At 63.8% G+C, this 18,622-nt stretch carries 15 protein-coding genes; 10 read left to right on the top strand and 5 right to left on the bottom strand.

Features of this window, described 5'->3' with window-relative positions; genetic code table 11:
• Positions 1-29 precede the first annotated feature (29 nt).
• Positions 30-2,474, bottom strand: a complete 2,445-nt coding sequence (locus P8T11_RS19170) for a penicillin-binding protein 1A (protein WP_268080512.1) — start codon at positions 2,472-2,474, stop codon at positions 30-32.
• A 114-nt stretch (positions 2,475-2,588) separates the two neighbouring features.
• On the opposite strand from P8T11_RS19170, the gene P8T11_RS19165 reads away from it, so the two are divergent.
• The 3 genes from P8T11_RS19165 to P8T11_RS19155 are packed head-to-tail and all read left to right on the top strand — an operon-like array spanning position 2,589 to position 5,455.
• Positions 2,589-3,230: a shikimate kinase gene (locus P8T11_RS19165; protein ID WP_278072145.1), complete on the top strand. Its 642-nt coding sequence runs from the start codon at positions 2,589-2,591 to the stop codon at positions 3,228-3,230.
• Positions 3,227-4,303, top strand: coding sequence for a 3-dehydroquinate synthase (gene aroB / locus P8T11_RS19160; RefSeq protein ID WP_268080513.1), 1,077 nt, complete (start codon positions 3,227-3,229; stop codon positions 4,301-4,303). The genes P8T11_RS19165 and aroB overlap by 4 nt, the downstream gene beginning before the upstream one ends.
• Before the next feature lie 24 nt (positions 4,304-4,327).
• Positions 4,328-5,455, top strand: coding sequence for a deoxyguanosinetriphosphate triphosphohydrolase (locus P8T11_RS19155; RefSeq protein ID WP_268080514.1), 1,128 nt, complete (start codon positions 4,328-4,330; stop codon positions 5,453-5,455).
• Between the two features lie 39 nt (positions 5,456-5,494).
• On the opposite strand, the gene P8T11_RS19150 is transcribed toward P8T11_RS19155, so the two are convergent.
• The gene (locus tag P8T11_RS19150; RefSeq protein WP_268080515.1) at positions 5,495-6,157 is read right to left on the bottom strand and encodes a glutathione S-transferase family protein; all 663 of its coding nucleotides are present in this window, start codon (positions 6,155-6,157) and stop codon (positions 5,495-5,497) included.
• A gap of 36 nt (positions 6,158-6,193) precedes the next feature.
• Positions 6,194-9,049, bottom strand: coding sequence for an excinuclease ABC subunit UvrA (gene uvrA, locus P8T11_RS19145; protein WP_418910287.1), 2,856 nt, complete (start codon positions 9,047-9,049; stop codon positions 6,194-6,196).
• 195 nt (positions 9,050-9,244) lie between these two features.
• Here uvrA and P8T11_RS19140 point away from each other — a divergent pair, with 195 nt between their 5' ends.
• Positions 9,245-10,429 carry an MFS transporter gene (locus P8T11_RS19140; protein ID WP_268080516.1) on the top strand — a complete coding sequence of 395 codons (1,185 nt, stop codon included), beginning with the start codon at positions 9,245-9,247 and terminating at the stop codon, positions 10,427-10,429.
• A gap of 379 nt (positions 10,430-10,808) precedes the next feature.
• Complete coding sequence (gene ssb / locus P8T11_RS19135) at positions 10,809-11,330, top strand: single-stranded DNA-binding protein (RefSeq protein ID WP_046802916.1); 522 nt, start codon at positions 10,809-10,811, stop codon at positions 11,328-11,330.
• A gap of 112 nt (positions 11,331-11,442) precedes the next feature.
• On the opposite strand, the gene P8T11_RS19130 is transcribed toward ssb, so the two are convergent.
• Complete coding sequence (locus tag P8T11_RS19130; RefSeq protein ID WP_268080517.1) at positions 11,443-12,342, bottom strand: LysR family transcriptional regulator; 900 nt, start codon at positions 12,340-12,342, stop codon at positions 11,443-11,445.
• 113 nt (positions 12,343-12,455) lie between these two features.
• On the opposite strand from P8T11_RS19130, the gene P8T11_RS19125 reads away from it, so the two are divergent.
• Positions 12,456-13,622 (top strand): mandelate racemase/muconate lactonizing enzyme family protein, encoded by a 1,167-nt coding sequence (locus P8T11_RS19125; protein WP_050448316.1) that lies wholly within the window; start codon positions 12,456-12,458, stop codon positions 13,620-13,622.
• Between the two features lie 118 nt (positions 13,623-13,740).
• On the opposite strand, the gene P8T11_RS19120 is transcribed toward P8T11_RS19125, so the two are convergent.
• Positions 13,741-15,948 carry a TonB-dependent siderophore receptor gene (locus P8T11_RS19120; RefSeq protein WP_268080518.1) on the bottom strand — a complete coding sequence of 736 codons (2,208 nt, stop codon included), beginning with the start codon at positions 15,946-15,948 and terminating at the stop codon, positions 13,741-13,743.
• Positions 15,949-16,115: 167 nt separating this feature from the next.
• Here P8T11_RS19120 and P8T11_RS19115 point away from each other — a divergent pair, with 167 nt between their 5' ends.
• The 4 genes from P8T11_RS19115 to P8T11_RS19100 all read left to right on the top strand — a co-directional run bounded on the left by P8T11_RS19115 (position 16,116) and on the right by P8T11_RS19100 (position 18,548).
• Positions 16,116-17,069, top strand: coding sequence for an AraC family transcriptional regulator (locus P8T11_RS19115; protein ID WP_268080519.1), 954 nt, complete (start codon positions 16,116-16,118; stop codon positions 17,067-17,069).
• A gap of 330 nt (positions 17,070-17,399) precedes the next feature.
• Positions 17,400-17,708 carry a DUF4148 domain-containing protein gene (locus tag P8T11_RS19110; protein ID WP_268080520.1) on the top strand — a complete coding sequence of 103 codons (309 nt, stop codon included), beginning with the start codon at positions 17,400-17,402 and terminating at the stop codon, positions 17,706-17,708.
• A gap of 111 nt (positions 17,709-17,819) precedes the next feature.
• The gene (locus tag P8T11_RS19105; protein ID WP_259251129.1) at positions 17,820-18,128 is read left to right on the top strand and encodes a DUF4148 domain-containing protein; all 309 of its coding nucleotides are present in this window, start codon (positions 17,820-17,822) and stop codon (positions 18,126-18,128) included.
• A 111-nt stretch (positions 18,129-18,239) separates the two neighbouring features.
• A complete protein-coding gene (locus P8T11_RS19100) occupies positions 18,240-18,548 on the top strand; it encodes a DUF4148 domain-containing protein (RefSeq protein WP_230693728.1) in 309 nt (102 codons plus the stop codon).
• Positions 18,549-18,622: the final 74 nt, after the last annotated feature.

Below are 18,622 nucleotides of genomic sequence, written 5' to 3'. Positions count from 1 at the left end.
GCCGGCCTATCCAGGCCGGCCTTGTTGCGTCAGAACGGGATCTTCTGCGACCAGGGCGCGGTGTTTTGCGTGCCCACGCCCGGCGCAACCTTGATCTGCGTGTCCGGGCTGCTGCTGCCCAGACCGTTCAGGAATTCACCCAGCGTATCGGCCTCGGGCAGCCCCAGGCGGGCGACGGCCTGGCCAGGAGGGAATTCCGAGAAGTAGTACTCGCCGTTTTCCACGATCAGGCCGTCGGGACGGGGGCGCGGCTTTTCTTCCGGCACGCCCTTCAGGACTTCCTGCATGTAATCAACCCAGATCGGCATGGCGACACCGCCGCCCGTTTCACGCGAGCCCAGCGACTTGGGCTGGTCAAAGCCCAGCCACGACGTTGCCACCAGGTTCGGGGTGTAGCCCGAGAACCAGGCGTCCACGGATTCGTTGGTCGTGCCCGTCTTGCCGGCGATGTCGTTGCGCTTGAGCAGTACCCGGGCGCGGGCCGCGGTGCCGTAGGTGGCCACGCCGCGCAGGATGTCGTCCATGACCCAGGCCGTGCGCGGATCGATGGCGCGGGCCGCCGCGTCACCGGCCACAACGGGCCGGGACTGCATGATGACCTTGCCGCTGCTGTCGGTGACTCGGTCGATCAGGTAGGGCGTGACGCGGTAACCGCCGTTGGCGAACACCGAGAACGCGCCCGCCAGTTGCAGCGGCGTCACGGAGCCCGCGCCGAGTGCCAGCGGCAGCACGGGCGGCTGGCGCGCCTTGTCGAAGCCGAAGCGGGTCAGATAGTCTTGCGCGTACTGCGGGCCGATGGCCTGCAGGATGCGGATCGACACCATGTTCTTCGACTTGTACAGGCCCTGGCGCAGGGTCAGCATGGGCTCGTACTGGTTGCCGTAGTTCTTGGGATTCCAGGCCTTGGAGCCGGTTTGCGCCGCGCTCAGTTCAAACGGCTGGTCGGAAATCTGCGTGGCCGGGGTCAGGCCGCGCTCAAGCGAGGCGGCGTAGATGAACGGCTTGATGTTCGAACCCGGCTGGCGCCAGGCTTGCGTCACGCGGTTGAAGTTGCCGCGATAAAAATCGAAGCCGCCCACCATGGCGCGGATGGCGCCATCTTGCGGGGTCAGGGCCACGAACGCCGCCTGCACCGACGGCAGGTTGATGATTTCCCAGTGATCGCCGAACTTGCGGATGTACACCACCGACCCGCGCTTGATGCGCTGCGCGGGTTTGGCTTTGTCGTTCAGCGCGCGCGCCACGACGGCCAACACTTTCTTGTCCGTGATCGTGATGATTTCGCGCGAGCTGCGCGCCAGTTTCACTTCGGTGGGGCTGGCCGACAGCACCAGGGCGGTGAGCAGGTCGCCGCTGTCGCCGAACTTGTCGAACACGCCATCCAGGAATTCATCCAGCGCGGCGGGATTGTTCTCGGTGCCGGGGGGCAGGTCGAGCTGCTCTTCCGGGCCGGGGTAGGGCGCGCGGCGGGTGTAGTCCAGCACGCCCTCACGCACGGCGCGATAGGCCGCTTCCTGGTCCTTGGACTGCACCGTGGTGTAGATGTTGATGCCGCGCGAGTAGACGTTGTCCTGATAGACGTTATAGAGCAGTTGGCGCGCCAGTTCGGCCACGTATTCGCCATGGATGGCATAGCCGCCGGCCGGCGTGCCTTCCGCCGATTTCATGACGATGGGCTGCGCCATCGCCTGCTTGTATTCGGGTTCGGTCAGGTAGCCCAGCGAAAGCATGCGGCCCAGCACGTAGCGTTGGCGCAGTTCGGCGCGGGGGCGGTTTGAAATCGGGTTGAAGCGCGAGGGCGCCTTCGGAATGCCGGCCAGCATGGCGGCTTCGGCCGGTGTCACTTCCGACAGCGGCTTGCCGAAGTAGGCGCGCGACGCGGCCGCGAAGCCGTAAGCGCGGTGGCCCAGGTAGATCTGGTTCATGTAGAGCTCAAGGATCTGGTCCTTGGTGAGCTCGTTTTCGATCTTGAATGTCAGCAGCAGTTCGTAGAACTTGCGCGAATAGGTCTTTTCCGACGACAGGTAGAAGTTGCGCGCCACCTGCATCGTGATCGTGCTGGCGCCCTGCGTCTTCGACATGTTGATCAGGTTGGTCAGGCCGGCCCGCACCACGCCCATCCAGTCGATTCCACCGTGCTGGTAGAAGCGGTCGTCCTCGGCCGCCAGCACCGCCGACTTCATGACGTCGGGGATTTCATTGAAGCGCAGCACGTTGCGGCGTTCTTCGCCGAATTCACCGATCAGGACGCGATCCGCCGTGTAGACGCGCAGCGGCACCCTCGGGCGGTAGTCCGTCATGGCGTTCAGGTTTGGCAGGTTGGGCCAAGCCAGGGCCAGCGCCATTCCGGCCAGCAATACGCCGCACAGGAACAGGCCGACACCGAAGATGCCGGTTTTTACGAAGAATCGCAGGATCGGGGAGCCGCTCTTGGCGGGCTTGTCTTTCTTGGAGGAATTCTGGGGCTTGCTCATCGCGGCGATTTTACGGGTATCTCCGGCCCCGTCTCAGCGAGACGGATCGGTTTCTGTAACAAGATTGTTCTGTGTGGTGCGCGGGCAACTGGCGGCAGATGTGATAATGCCGACATGAACTTTTCCGCCCACTCATGTCCGGAAGCTGACCCGGACCCAGCGCCCTCCGGCGAGGCGCCTGAAAACGTGCCTTGCGCCATCGAATGCACAGGCAAGACTGTGTCGTTGCCGCACGATTTGCCCGTCTTCCTGGTCGGGATGATGGGCGCGGGCAAGACCACCATAGGTCGTAGTCTGGCGCGTGCGTTGGGGCGCGAGTTTATGGATCTGGATCATGAGCTCGAGGCGCGTTGCGGCGTTCGGGTGCCGGTTATCTTCGAAATCGAGGGCGAAGCCGGTTTTCGTCGCCGAGAGTCCGCCGCCTTGGAGGAGTGTACCCAACGGCGCAACATAATTCTTGCCACCGGCGGCGGCGCGATCCTGGCTCCCGAGAATCGCCAACGGCTGCACGAGCGCGGAATTGTCATCTATTTAAGAGCCAGCGTGGACGAATTGTTCCGCCGGACCTGCCGCGACCGCAACCGGCCTTTGCTGGCCACGGCGGACCCTCGCGGCACCCTGCGGGACCTGATGACCCTGCGCGAACCCCTCTATAAAGAAGTCGCCGATCTGGTCGTGGAAACGGGCGCGACGCCCATCCACACCCTGGTCAAGGCGCTGCTGCCGCAATTACAAGCCTTTGAGAAGCGCATATGAACGTTGTTGACGTCGACACCCCGGGCGGAAGCTATCCGATCCATATCGGCCCCGGCCGCATCGATGCCCTGGACCAATGCATTCCCGCCGACGCCACCGCGATTGCGGTCGTGACCAACCCCACGGTGGCGGCGCTGTACGGCGAACGCGCCGAAGCGGCGCTGGCGCGCACCGGCAAGCGGGTGTTGCGCATCGAGCTGCCGGACGGCGAAGCCTACAAAGACTGGCAGTCGCTGAACCTGATCTTCGACGCCTTGCTGACCCACCGCCTGGATCGCCGTTGCGTCCTGGTGGCGCTGGGCGGCGGCGTCATCGGCGACATGACGGGCTTTGCCGCCGCCGTCTATATGCGCGGCGTGCGCTTTCTGCAGGTGCCCACCACCCTGCTGGCCCAGGTGGACTCGTCCGTGGGCGGCAAGACCGCCGTCAACCATCCGCTGGGCAAGAACATGATCGGGGCGTTCTACCAGCCGGTGGCGGTCGAAATCGACACCGATGTGCTGAACACCCTGCCCGCGCGGGAAGTGTCGGCGGGGTTGGCCGAAGTCATCAAGTACGGCTTGATCCTGGACCCGGATTTCTGGACCTGGTGCGAAACCAATGCCGCGAAGCTGCGCGCGCTGGACCCGCAGGCCGTTGCCCATGCCATCCGCCGCTCTTGCGAGCTGAAGGCGCAGGTGGTGGGCAAGGACGAGCGCGAGTCCGGCTTGCGCGCCATCCTGAATCTGGGTCACACCTTTGGCCATGCCATTGAATCCGGCCTGGGCTATGGCGCCTGGCTGCACGGCGAGGCCGTCGGTTGCGGCATGGTGCAGGCGGCTGAATTGTCTGCCGACGTGGCCGGCTTTGACCGCGCCGATGTCGAGCGCGTGCGCGCGCTGGTGGCCGCTATCGGCTGCCCGGTCGTGGCGCCCGACCTGGGTGCGGACCGCTGGCTGGACTTGATGCAGGTCGACAAGAAAACGGAAGGCGGGTCCATCCGCTACGTGCTCATGCCGCGCATCGGCGAAGCCTTCATGCGCGCGGCCCCCGACGACGCCGTGCGCGCCGTCTTGGCCCGAACCACCCAGTAACCGCGATTGGAGACGGTGTTGCAGATGAATGAACTGGCTTCTTACGCATCCGACCCGTCTCAATCGCGTGGTCGGAAAACGGCAGAGCCTCCGCCCGAGAACCGGACCGAGTTTCAGCGCGACCGCGACCGCATCGTGCATTCCGGCGCGTTTCGCCGGCTGGAATACAAGACGCAGGTCTTCGTCAACCATGAAGGCGATCTCTTTCGCACCCGCCTGACGCATAGCCTGGAAGTGGCGCAGATTGCGCGCACGCTGGCCCGTAGCCTGCAGCTGTCGGAAGACCTGACCGAAGCCATCTCGCTGGCCCACGACCTGGGCCATACGCCCTTTGGCCATGCAGGGCAGGACGAGCTGAACGCCTGCATGCGCGAACTGGCGCCCGAAGCGGGCGGTTTTGAGCACAACCTGCAAAGCCTGCGCGTGGTGGACGAGCTTGAAGAGCGCTACGCCGACTTTAATGGCTTGAATCTTTGCTTTGAAACGCGCGAAGGCATCCTCAAGCATTGCTCGGCCGCGCACGCGCGCCAATTGGGCGACGTGGGCGAACGCTTCCTGAGCCGCACGCAGCCGTCGCTGGAAGCGCAACTGGCCAACCTGGCCGACGAGGTCGCCTACAACAACCACGATATCGACGACGGCCTGCGCTCCGGGTTGATCACGCTTGAGCAACTGCAGGACGTGTCGATCTTCGAACGGCATCACGCCTATGTGCTGGAGCGCTATCCGGGCCTGGCGCCGCGTCGTGCCGTGGCAGAGACCATCCGCCGCATGATCAACACGCTGATCGTCGACCTGACGCAAACCTCGCTGGCCCGCATCCGCGACGCGGCGCCGGCCAGCGTGGACGACGTGCGCCGCTCACCGCCGCTGGCGGGGTTCTCGGACGATATCCGGCTCGAGGCCGATGCCTTGAAGAAGTTCTTGTTCGACAACCTGTATCGGCACTACCAGGTGCTGCGCATGACGGCCAAGGCACGCCGCATTGTGCGCGAACTGTTCGCGGCGTTTCTGGATGACCCGCGCCTGCTGCCGCCCGACTACCGGCGCCCGGCATTCAACGAGCAGGCGCGCGCCATTGCCGATTACATCGCCGGCATGACCGACCGCTACGCCATCCGCGAGCACAAGCGCCTGTTCGAAATGGGTTGAAGCGGCTGGGCTGGTTGGCTGGCCGCGCGCCTTGCCCGCCTAGCGGTGCTTTCGATAGGGTTCGTCTTCCGGCACAAAAGTGGCTTCGGCGCGTGCATCGCGCATCCAATCCTGCATGGCCGGCAGCGCCAGGACGGCGTCCATGTAGTCGCGCACGGCGCCCGCGGCAGCGATGCCGTAGGTGGTGAAGCGCGACACCACCGGCGCAAAGAATGCGTCGGCAATCGAAAATGCACCGAACAGGAACGGGCCGCCCTGGCCGAATTCAGCGCGGGTGTCGTGCCAGATGGCTTGCAGGCGCGAGATATCCTGTTGCGCGGCCTCGGGCAGCTTGATGCCGGGCAGATGCGCTTCGATATTCATCGGCAGGGCATTGCGCATGGCGCCAAAGCCGCTGTGCATTTGCGCCACCAGCGAACGCGCGCGGGCGCGCGCCTTGGCGTCCTTGGGCCATAGCCCGGCATCTGGATGCCGTTCGGCCACGTATTCACATATGGCCAGGGAATCCCAGACGGCGAAGTCGTCGTCCAGCAATACCGGCACCAGCCCGGCGGGCGACACCGCGCCCACCTTGCGTGAAAACTCTTCTGTGAAAAATCCGAGCTTTTGCTCAGTGAACGCGATGCCCGTGGCTCGTAGCGCCAGCCACGGCCGCAAGGACCACGAAGAGTAATTCTTGTTGCCGATGATCAGGGTGTACATGGCGCGGGTCCTCGCGGGGGGTGTTGATAAGTCGATCTACCTGCTGGCGTTACGCCGCAGCAGCTTGCCCAGGTATTGCCCGGTGTGGCTGGCCTGCGTGTTCGCGACGTCTTCCGGCGTGCCTTGCGCCACCACGTAGCCGCCGCCATCGCCGCCTTCCGGGCCCATGTCGATCAGCCAGTCCGCCGTTTTGATGACGTCCAGGTTGTGTTCGATGATGAGCACTGTGTTGCCGCTGTCGACCAACTGGTTCAGCACTTGCAGCAGCAATTCAATATCGCGGAAATGCAGGCCGGTGGTGGGTTCGTCCAGGATGTACAGCGTGCGTCCGGTGCTGCGGCGCGACAGCTCCAGCGACAGCTTCACGCGCTGCGCTTCACCGCCCGACAGCGTGGTCGCGCTTTGGCCCAGGCGTATGTAGGACAGGCCGACGTCAATCAGCGTGTGCAACTTGCGCGAGATGGCCGGCACGGATTCGAAGTAGTCCAGCGCCTGCTCAACCGTCAGGTCCAGCACTTCGCTGATGTTGCGGCCCCGGTAGCGGATTTCCAGCGTTTCACGGTTGTAGCGTTTGCCGTGGCACACGTCGCAGGGCACGTACATGTCGGGCAGAAAGTGCATTTCCACCTTGACCACGCCGTCGCCCTGGCAGGCTTCGCAGCGCCCGCCCTTGACGTTGAAGCTGAATCGGCCGGGATCGTAGCCGCGAGTGCGCGCCTCGGGCACGCCCGCGAAAAGCTCGCGGATGGGCGTGAACAGGCCGGTGTAGGTTGCCGGGTTGCTGCGCGGCGTGCGGCCGATGGGGCTTTGGTCCACGCTGATGATCTTGTCGAAATTCTCCAACCCCTGCATCGACACGTAAGGGGCGGGTTCGCTCTGCGCGTGATGCAGTTGGCGCGACACGGCGACTGCCAGCGTGTCGTTGATCAGCGTGGACTTGCCGGAACCCGATACGCCCGTGACGCATACCAGGCGGCCAGCCGGCACGCGCAATTCGACGTCTTTCAGGTTGTTGCCGCTGGCACCGCTCAGGGTCAGCCAGGGCAGTTCGTCGTTGACCGGGCGGCGTGCAGGAATCGCGATCTCGCGCGCGCCGCTCAGGTACTGGCCGGTCAGGGAATTCGGATCGCGCTGCACGGTTTCCGGGTCGCCCTGCGACACCACTTCGCCGCCATGCTCGCCCGCGCCCGGACCCATGTCGACCACCCAGTCCGCCATGCGGATCATGTCTTCGTCGTGCTCGACCACGATGACGCTGTTGCCCAGGTCTCGCAGGTGCTGCAAGGTGCCGATCAGCCGATCGTTGTCCCGCTGGTGCAGGCCGATAGAGGGTTCATCCAGCACATACATCACGCCCGTCAGGCCCGAGCCGATCTGGCTGGCCAGGCGGATGCGCTGGGCCTCGCCGCCCGAGATGGTGTCGGCGCTGCGGTCCAGCGACAGGTAATTCAACCCGACGTTGTTCAGGAAGCTGAGTCGCGCTTCGATCTCGCGCACGATGCGCTGTGCAATTTCCTGCTTGGCCCCGGTCAGGCTCAGGTCGCGGAACCAGGCCAGGCAGCCCGATAGCGGCATCGCCTCGACTTCATAGATAGCCTGGCCGTGGCGCTCGCCGCCGCGCGGATCGTGGCCGATCAGCACGTTGCGGGCCTCGGGGCGCAGACGCGAACCCGCGCAGTCGGGGCAGGTCTTGATATTGCGGTACTTGCCCAGTTCTTCGCGCACCGTCGCCGAGTCCGTTTCGCGCCAGCGGCGCTCCAGGTTCGGGATCACGCCCTCGAAGGTATGCCGCTTGACCGTGCTGCGGCCCTTTTCGTTCAGGTAGAGAAACGAAATCTCTTCTTCGCCCGAGCCGTACAGCACCTTGTCGCGCAGGGCTTCGGGTAGCTCTTCAAACGGGGCTTCGATATCGAATTCGTAATGCGCCGCCAGACTGGCCAACAGCGAATGCGTGAAGGCGTTGCGGCGGTCCCAGCCGCGGATCGCGCCGGCGGCCAGGCTCAGTTCAGGAAATGCCACGACCCGTTTGGGGTCAAAGAAGCCCACCTGGCCAATGCCGTCGCAACTGGGGCAGGCGCCCATCGGATTGTTGAAGCTGAACAGGCGCGGTTCCAACTCAGGCAGGCTGTGGCTGCACACCGGGCAGGCGTAGCGGCTGGAGAACACCTGTTCGTGCTCGCTGTCCATGTCCAGCGCCAGCGCGCGGCCGTCGGCCAGTTGCAGCGCGGTTTCGAAGCTTTCCGCCAGGCGCTGCTTGCTTTCCGGCTTGATGCGCAGCCGGTCGATGACGACGTCGATGTCGTGCTTTTCGGTCTTCTTCAACGGCGCCATGCCGTCGATTTCCATCAACTGCCCGTCCACGCGCAAACGCACATAGCCTTGCGCCTGCAGGCTGGCGCATTCGTCCTCGAAGCTGCCTTTCTTGCCGCGCGCAATGGGCGCCAGCACGGCCAGGCGCGTTTCGGGCGTCCAACCCAACACCGCGTCAACCATCTGGCTGACCGACTGCGCCTGTAGCGGCAGACCGTGTTCGGGACAGTAGGGCGTGCCCACCCGCGCATACAGCAGGCGCAGGTAGTCGTGGATCTCGGTGATAGTGCCGACCGTGGAACGCGGGTTGTGGCCGGCGGCCTTCTGCTCGATGGAGATGGCCGGCGACAGACCTTCGATGAGGTCGACGTCCGGCTTGTCCATCAGCTGGAGGAATTGGCGGGCATACGCGGACAGGCTTTCCACATAACGTCGTTGGCCCTCCGCGTACAGCGTATCGAACGCCAGCGAAGATTTGCCAGAGCCGGACAGGCCGGTGACCACCACCAGTTTGTGGCGCGGCAGGTCCAGCGAAACGTTCTTGAGGTTGTGGGTGCGTGCACCCCGTATGCGTATTGTCACGTCGATCGGGTGTCCATCAGGCTCTTTTAAGCGGTTTCAAAGGCCAACTTGTTACTATAGCGCGCCGAGTCCCCCCGCGTTCAAGGCAGTCCGCGATTTGGACTGAATGGGCTCCGGCGCCGCACCGCCAGATCAGACTGTGAGCGTGTGACATCCACGCGCGCGCACCGCCCTTGTCATTGTTGAATTTTTCGCATGCCGGCAGACATCAAACTGAAATTGACCCCTTCCGAGCGCCGCGCCAGCGTGGCATTGGCCGGCCTGTTCGCCGCGCGGATGTTGGGGCTGTTCCTGTTGCTGCCGGTGTTTGCCGTGGCGGCGGCCGGCATGCCGGGTGGAGACGACCCCGCGCGCGTCGGCCTGGCGCTGGGCATGTATGGCCTGACCCAGGCGTTCATGCAGATTCCCTTCGGCCTGGCGTCCGACCGCTGGGGCCGCCGGCCCGTCGTGCTGTTCGGGCTGCTGCTGTTCGTGGCCGGCAGCATCGTCTGTGCGCAGGCGGACGACGTGTACTGGATCACCATCGGCCGCGCCATCCAGGGGGCGGGCGCCATCTCGGCCGCCGTCACCGCCTGGCTGGCCGACGCCACCCGCGACGAAGTCCGCACCCGCGCCATGGCCATGGTGGGCGCGTCGATCGGCCTGTCTTTCGCGGTGTCCTTGGTGCTGTCGCCCGTGCTGGTGGGGTGGTGGGGCTTGTCCGGCCTGTTCTGGACCATCGCCTGCCTGGGTGTGATCTGCCTGGGCGTGGCGCGTTTTGTCGTGCCCGTGGTGCCGCGCACCCAGGCCCGCACCATGCAGTCCGCCCGGCCGATGGAAGTGCTGACCCACCGCGACCTGCTGCGCTTGAATTTCGGCGTGTTCGTGCTGCATTTGATCCAGGTGTCGATGTTTGTCGTGGTGCCGGCGCTGCTGGCCAAGGTAGGCGGCCTGGACGCGCGCGAGCTGTGGAAGGTTTATCTGCCCGTCATCCTGGTGTCGTTCGTGCTGATGGTGCCCGTGGTGTTCGTGGCGGAAAAGCGCCGCGCCCATCGAGGCGCCTTGCGCGCCGCCGTGGCCGGCCTGGTGCTGGTGTGCGCATTGATGCCGGCGGCCAGCCATGGTTTCTACACGCTGGCCATCGCGCTGACCGGTTTCTTCGTCGCCTTCAATATCCTGGAAGCCTTGCAGCCTTCGCTGGTGTCGCGCGTGGCGCCACAGGCTTACAAGGGCTTGGCGCTGGGCTTCTACAACACGGCGCAGGCGGCGGGGCTGTTTGCCGGCGGCGCGCTGGGCGGCTGGCTGGCGGCCCATTCGGGATCTAGCGCCGTCTTTATCGGCGCGGCTGTTTTATCAGCAGTGTGGCTAGTGGTGACCTGGGCGCTGCGGCCGTTGTCATAGGGGTGATGAGGCCGGTTTCAGGGCTGGTGTCTAGGGCTGTCGGGCGGGCTGGTGATCGGCCGGATGATGTGTCCCCGACCTCACCCGAAACTTCACTGATCGTGCAGTGAATGGCGGCCAATAGCCCCTAAATCGATTCCTTGGGTGGATCGCTTTGTCACGAATCGCGTTTGGCGTCGAGGGTGCTTTTCGTCGATAATACGTACCAAATTAGGGCTTCACGGAAGTAGGGGTCATCAGGATCCCAGGCGTCGCCGGTCATTGTCATGATGACCGGCGTGTTTCATGAAGCCGGTCTTCAACATCGCTTTTTATGTTGTTGCCGGCGCGCTTGCGGCAACGCACAGGCGCAGGCTGTCAACAACTGAGGGACATCGGCATGGCATCGGTTAACAAAGTCATACTCGTGGGCAATCTGGGTCGCGACCCGGAAGTCCGCTACAGCCCGGAAGGGGCTGCAATCTGCAACATGTCCATCGCCACCACCTCCACCTGGAAGGACAAGGCATCGGGCGAGCGCCGCGAAGAAACCGAATGGCACCGCGTCGTCATGTACAACCGCCTGGCTGAAATCGCCGGCGAATACCTGAAGAAGGGCCGTTCGGTCTACATCGAAGGCCGTCTGAAGACGCGCAAGTGGCAAGACAAGGACACCGGCGCTGACCGTTACAGCACCGAAGTGGTGGCTGACCAGATGCAAATGCTGGGCGGCCGCGAAGACGGCGGTGGCGGCGGTGCCAGCTACGGTGGTGGCGGTGGCTACGACGACGCCCCGTCGCGCCCGCAACAACAACGCGCCCCGGCGCAACGCCCGGCCCCGCAACAGCGCCCGGCGCCTGCAGCGGCCCCGGCCAGCAGCGGTGCGAATTTGGCGGATATGGACGACGATATTCCGTTCTGATCCCTGCTATTGCACGGTTTCAATCCATGCCCCCGCAATGCGGGGGCATTGTTTTTGACGACCGGATCAACCTGAATAATGAATAGTGGCGTGTGGCCGTGCGGTGGTCACGTCACACCGACCGCTTGAACACCTCAACCAGATAATCAATAAACGCCCTGGCCCGGGCGGTTTGATTTCTGCGTTGCGGGTAATACACAAAGAGGTCGGCGGACGGCAGCGTGAAGTCGGGTAATACCACCCGCAGCCGTCCGCTTTGCAAATACTTGGCCAGATCCCATTCCGAGCGGATCAATATGCCATGGCCGTCCAGCGCCCAGCCCAGCACGATATCTCCGTCATTGCTGGACAAGGCCCCATCCACCTTGATTGCCACGCTTTCCCCATCGCGGGTGAATCGCCACACGCCGTGCGCCTCATCGTTTTGCGTATGCAGGATGCATCGGTGTGACGCTAGATCAGCCAGCGTGGCGGGCGTGCCGTGCTTGTCCAGATAACGGGGCGCCGCGCACAGGAAGCGGCGGTTGGACATGACGCGCCGCGCGCTCAGGCGTCTGTCGGGCAGTTCGCCGAAGCGGATCGCCAGGTCGAACCCGCTTTCCACCAGGTCCACCGGGCGGTCGGTGACTTCCAGTTGGACTTGGACCTCGGGATAGCGCTTGGCGAAGTCCGAGACCAGCGGGGCGATGGTGGTGCGGCCGAAGCCCAAGGTGGCGTTCACTTTCAGCGCGCCGCGCGGGGTGGCGCCGCTGCTGGAGACGGCGTCTTCCATGTCGCGCAGGTCTTCGAGGATCTTGGTGGCGTGCGACAGGTACGTCTCGCCTTCGCTCGTCAGACTTAGGTTGCGCGTGCTGCGGTTCACCAGGCGCACGCCCAGGCGCCGCTCCATCAGCGCCAGGCGCTTGGTGGCGGCGGGCGGCGTCAGGTTGAGCTCGCGCGCGGCGGCGGACAGGCTGCCCAGCCGGGCCAGATGGATGAAGAATTCCAGTTCGGACGCGATGTCAGTTTTCACTGAAAGTAAATAATCAAATGAATAATGGTGAATCTTAGTGCAGGTATTCGCCTCTACGCTAGGGGTTCCCATTGCTACTACGTCGCCCCCGCCGGCACATCAGGAGACACCCCATGAGAATCGTCGAGATCCGCGAACAGACGCTGCCCATCAGCTCGCCCATCCGCAACGCCTATATCGATTTCAGCAAGATGACGCTGAGCCTGGTCGCCGTGATCACCGACGTGATCCGCGACGGCAAGCCGGTGGTGGGCTACGGCTTCAATTCAAATGGCCGATATGGCCAGGGCAAGTTGATGCGCGAACGCTTCATTCCACGCGTCATGGAGGCGGATCCTGAATCGCTGGTGGACGCGACGGGCAAGAACCTGGACCCGCACAAGATCTGGAACGCCATGTTCACGAACGAAAAGCCGGGCGGCCATGGCGAGCGCTCGGTGGCGATCGGCACCATCGATATGGCGGTGTGGGATGCGGTCGCAAAGATCGAGGGCAAGCCGCTGTTCCAGTTGCTGGCCGACCGCTATGGCAACGGCCAGGCCGACCGCCGCGTGTTTGTTTATGCGGCAGGTGGGTATTACTACCCCGGCCAGGACCACGGCAAGCTCAAGGACGAGATGCGCAGCTACATCGACCGCGGCTACACGGTCGTGAAGAAGAAGATTGGCGGCGCGTCGCTGGACGAGGACTTGCGCCGCATCGATTCCATCTTGAGCGTGTTGCAAGACGGGCAGAAGCTGGCGGTGGATGCGAACGGCCGCTTTGATCTGGACACCGCCATCCAGTACGCCAAGGCGCTGTCACAGTACGACCTGTTCTGGTACGAAGAGGCGGGCGACCCGCTGGATTACGAGTTGCAGGCCACGCTGCGCAACTACTACGCCAACCCCATGGCGACGGGCGAGAACCTGTTTTCGATGCAGGACGCGCGCAACCTGATCCGCCATGGCGGCATGCGCCCGGACCGTGATTGGCTGCAATTCGATTGCGCGCTGAGCTACGGGTTGGTGGAGTATCTGCGCACGCTGGACATGCTGAAGCAGCACGGCTGGTCGGCCAGCCGCTGCATTCCGCACGGTGGCCACCAGATGTCCTTGAACATCGCCGCGGGCCTGGGGCTGGGCGGCAACGAAAGCTACCCGGACCTGTTCCAGCCCTTCGGCGGGTTTCCCGATGGGGTGAAGGTGGACGGCGGCTACGTCACGATGCCGGAGCTGCCGGGCATCGGCTTCGAAGGCAAGTCGGACCTGATCACCGTCATGCGGCAATTGTCGGCGTAGGCGGTAGCCGCCCCGCACAGGGTTTGCCGGCGAATCTCCGGCGAACCCCGCTGCGGGTAGTTCTCAGCGGGTCGTTCTCAGCAGATCACCCGCGAATCACCCGCGATCCACGTCCGATTTACCAGCGATACCGCAGCGTCGCCATCACCGTGCGTTCCGCGCCCCAGTAGCAACTGACGGCCGTGCCCAGGCAGTTGGCGACGTAGCGCTTGTCGAACAGGTTGGACACGTTCAGCGCCACCTGCGCGCCGGCCAGCGTGGGGCTGGCGCGGCCCAGGTCATAGCGGATGGCCGCGTCCACCAGCGTGACGGCGGGGAGGGCGTAGCGGTTGTTCAAGTCGCCATAAAAGCCGCCGCGGTACGTGACGCCCGCGCCCAGGCCCACGCCTTGCAGCGGACCGTCGCGCAGCGTGTAGTCGGCCCACAAGGCGGCTTGATGGCGCGGTACGAAGATCAACTGGTTGCCACGTTGCGCGGCGACGTTGGTCTTGGTGATTTCACTGTCGCTCAACGCATACGACATGGTCAGGTCCAGCCCGTTGTCGAAACTGGCCTTGCCTTCCAGCTCGATGCCCTGCACCTGCGCTTCGCCGGTCTGCACGACAAAGCTGGTGTTGACGGGATCCGGCGTGCTGACGTTCTTCTGCGTGATCTGGAAGGCCGACAGCGTGATGAAGCTGTCGTAGCCATCGGGCTGGAACTTCACGCCGGCTTCGTACTGTTCGCCCGTGGTGGGCTTGAGCGCCGAGCCGTCGCGCGTGACGCCCGTCATGGGTTGGAAAGACGTGGAATAGCTCAGGTACGGCGCCAGACCATTGTCGAAGCGGTAGGTCACGCCGGCGCGGCCGGTGAAGCGGTCGGCATCGGCCGTGCGGGACGTCCAGCCCCATTGGCCGCCGCTGCCCACGGTGCCGTTGTCGGTGGTGCCTTCGGTCCAGTCATAGCGGCCGGCGAACGTGAAGCGCAGGCGGTCCAGTTCAATCTGGTCTTGCGCATACAGGCCTAGCTGGGTGCGCGTCATGTTGATCTTGGTGGCGGTGGGCGGGCGCGTCACCGAGGTGCCGTAGTCAGGGTCGAACACGTCAAACAAGGGGGACGCGGGTGGCAGCATCAGGCCCAGGCTGCTCTCGTTGTAGCGCGACTTTTCGCGCAGGTAGTCCAGACCGAACGTCAGGTCATGACGCATCGGGCCGGCGTTGAACTTGGCGTTCAACTGGTTATCGATCTGGAAGGTGTGCGAGGTTTCGGGAAAGGCCCAGGCGTAGCGGATGGCCTGGGTGTCCGACACCATCGCGCCAATCTGCACGCGCCGCGTGTTGGTGTCGACGTTCGTGTAGCGGGCGCTTTGGCGCAGGCTCCAGGTGTTGTTCACGCGATGGTCTAGCGTGTAGCCGACCATGGTTTGTTCGTTGGTGAAGATGTCGTAGCCGGGTTCGCCCACGAAGCGGTCACGCGGGATGTAGCCGGCGGTGTCGCTTTTTTCCAGCGTGCCGATGACGGGCAGCACGGGGGCGCCGCCGCCGCCATGGCTGGTGATCTTCTGATACTGGGCGCTCAGGTTCAGGCTGGTGTCGGACGACGGGCGCCAGGTGAAGCTGGGGGCGATGAACTGGCGTTCGTCGTCAACGTGTTGATACTGCGTATCGCTGTCGCGCAGCGTGCCCGTCAGCCGGTACAGGAACTTGCCTTCTTCATCGGCCGGGCCAGAGAAGTCGAATGCGCCCTGGAACCGGTTGAAGCTGCCCGCTTGCAACACCACTTCGTTAAGTGGTTCGGCGGTGGGGCGTTTGCTGGTCATGTTGACCAGACCACCGGGCGCGCTTTGGCCGTACAGGCCAGATGACGGGCCTTTCAGGATTTCAATGCGCTCCAGGCCATAGGTGTCGATACGTGGCTGCGAATAGCCGCGCGCGCCAAAGGGCAGCAGCAGGCCGTCCAGATAGCGCGACGGCGTAAAGCCGCGTATGGTCAGCCAGTCATAGCGCACGTCGTTGTCGCCGTATTGCGCGATCACCCCCGGCGTGTAGCGCACGGCCTGGGCGACCGAGGTGACCCCGCGCTGGTCCATTTCATTGCGGGTAATGACGTTGATGGTCTGGGGCGTGTTGATGAGTTCCGCGTCTGACTTGGTGCCGGAGCGGCTGCGCGTGGCCACGAAGTCCGCGCCAGAAGTGGGCGACGCGTCGCGCGCGCCTTGCACCACTACCGGTGCCAGCGTGGTCACGCCGCTTGCGGCAGGCGATGCGGTTTGCGCGGCAACGAGAGCCGGCGACGCGGCAATGGCGGCCAACAACGCCAGCGGCAGCGGCTTCTTGGAAAAGGACACGGTGTTACCCCTGGTTCAATTTATAATTAACAAGAATCATTCCTAAGCGTCGGCATGATTCCAGATCTCTGTTTTTCTGTCTGACGTTTCTTCGGCGTCCATTGACGGTTTTGCTGCCGCCCCGTTTTTTGCGCCCGACACCTATGCCTGCCAGCGCCACCGCGCCCTTGTCCTCTCTGTTACTGCCCGACCCCTGCACGGGTCCCGTCCAGCCGCATGAATGGTGGCGCGGTACGCTGCCGACCGTGCCCGCCACCGACGACTGGGAAGATGTCATCGAAAAAGTGCTGCGGGTTGACGAGGGTGTCAGCCTGGTGGTGCTGGATGGTTGCCCACGGCGGACCTTGACGATTCCCGCGCCGGGCGCGCCAGTGTTCGGCATGCAGGTCTGGCTGGAAGGCGATGCCCTGTTGGCGCTGGAAGGGGGCGAACCGCTGAAGGTGGCTGGCGGCGCGGCGCTTTTGTTCAACCACGAGCGCGTGATGGGCTGGGCCACGCATCTGCCGGCCAGGCGTCGGGTGCGGATGGTGGATATCCGCTACACGCCGGCCGCACTGGTGCGCGCGGGCGGCACGATGCCCATCGGCTTGCTGCGGCAGCGTTTCCACCGCGATGTCAGCGTACCGGCGCACGGGTCGTTGGTGGCGTCGTTGGACGCGCCCGCCAGCTTGCTGGCCTTGGCGGGCAGCCTTTCCAGCGATGCGCCGTCAGCGGCGGACGCGCGGCGCCTTTGGTATCGCGCCAAGACCCTTGAAATGCTGTCGGCATTCGTGCAGCTACTGTCCTTGCCTGCCGCGCTGGCAGGCCCCGCGGCGCATGAGCATCAACGGGTGCGTCACGCGTGCCAGCTCTTGCGGGATCGCTGCGCGGAACACTGGCCGCCCGGACTCCTGGCGCGCACGGTGGGGCTGTCAGAGAAGCGCTTGCAGCAATTGATGCGCGAATGCGTGGGCCGTTCCGTGCATGCCTATCTGAGCGATATGCGCCTGGCCCGCGCATCGGACTTGTTGCAGGCCGGCATGAGCGTTACGCAAGTGGCTGGCGAGGTGGGCTTTTCCAGCCTGAGCCACTTCAGCAAGGTCTTCAAACTGCGCTATGGCGCGTCGCCGCGATCCTGGTAATTGCGGCTTGGTCGCGACGAAAGCCTAGGGCAGCGTTGTCCATCGGCATCATGAAATATTTAGTTTCACAAAACCCACTTGTGCTGTCTACCTAGTAGTAGGTAAGATTCATCCATCGACGCAGCACAAGCAGCACAAGCAGCAAACAACGCAGCAAGGCAGTACACGCAACACCTCAGAAGCACCGCTGCCGCCGAACCCAGAAATACAGTAGGACGATTTTTGATTGGCCCTTTTTTTTATCGCAGTGTCTATCTATAAGTAGATAGCTGGCGATCGTAACCCAAACTCAACTGAAGCACCTTACGCACCTTATCTGGAGATCTGACCATGAAGACCCTCGTATCCGCCCTGATTCTGTCCGCCTCGGTTATCGGCGCTGCCCAAGCTGGCGAACTGGACTACCCGCCTCCCCTGAATACCGCCAGCACGGTGACCCGCGCTCAAGTGCAGCAAGAATTGGCCGCCGCCCGCGCCAACGGTGAACTGGAATTCGGTGAAGAAGGCTACGCCGCGACGACGTTTGCGGATGTCGGCTCGGACAAGACCCGCGCCCAAGTGAAGCAGGAATTGGCCGCCGCCCGTGCTCAAGGCCTGACCGAAAGCAACGAACTGGCTTACCCGCCCGTTCAAGGCTGAGTTTTTTTGCAGCGTTGTCTATCTAGGCATAGATAGCCCTTACAGCATTACCCGATAGCCGTAACGACCTTACCCACGTTTAGCAACATTGATCCTTACTGGAGTTCAACCATGAAGACCCTCGTATCCGCCCTGATTCTGTCCGCCTCGTTCATCGGTGCCGCCCAAGCTGGCGAACTGGACTACCCGCCTCCCCTGAATACCGCCAGCACCGTGACGCGCGCTCAAGTGCAGCAAGAACTGGCGGCCGCTCGCGCCAATGGCGAGCTGGAGTTCGGTGAAGAAGGCTACGCTGCCACGACGTTTGCCGATGCTGGCTCGGACAAGACCCGCGCCCAAGTGAAGCAGGAATTGGCCGCCGCCCGTGCGCAAGGCCTGACCGAAAGCAACGAACTGGCGTACCCGCCCGTCGAAGGCTGAGTTTTTTTGAAGCCTTATCTATCTAGGCATAGATAGCCCTTAGAACGTTACCCGATAGTCGCAACGACCTTAACAACGCTTAGCCGCATTGATCCTAACTGGAGTTCAACCATGAAGACCCTCGTATCCGCCCTGATTCTGTCCGCCTCGTTCATCGGTGCCGCCCAAGCTGGCGAACTGGACTATCCGCCTCCTCTGAACACTGCCAGCACCGTAACCCGTGCCCAAGTGCAGCAAGAGCTGGCCGACGCCCGCGCCAATGGCGAACTGGTGTTCGGTGAAGAAGGCGAATCCGCCACCGCCTTTGCCGCCGTCGGTGCCGACAAGACCCGCGCTCAGGTCAAGCAAGAACTGGCTGCAGCCCGTGCCCAAGGCCTGACCGACACCGGCGAACTCGACTACCCGCCCGTGCAAGGCTAAGCCGATGCCGGCACATGCGAACCCCGGGGGGCGGGATGTTTCCCGGCCGGGGTTCGCACGGGCTTCGGTCCACA

Source organism: Achromobacter spanius (assembly GCF_029637605.1).
GTDB lineage: Bacteria > Pseudomonadota > Gammaproteobacteria > Burkholderiales > Burkholderiaceae_B > Achromobacter > Achromobacter spanius_E.
The sequence above is the reverse complement of the archived record's forward strand: the minus strand, read 5'-3'. Positions and strand labels throughout refer to the sequence as shown.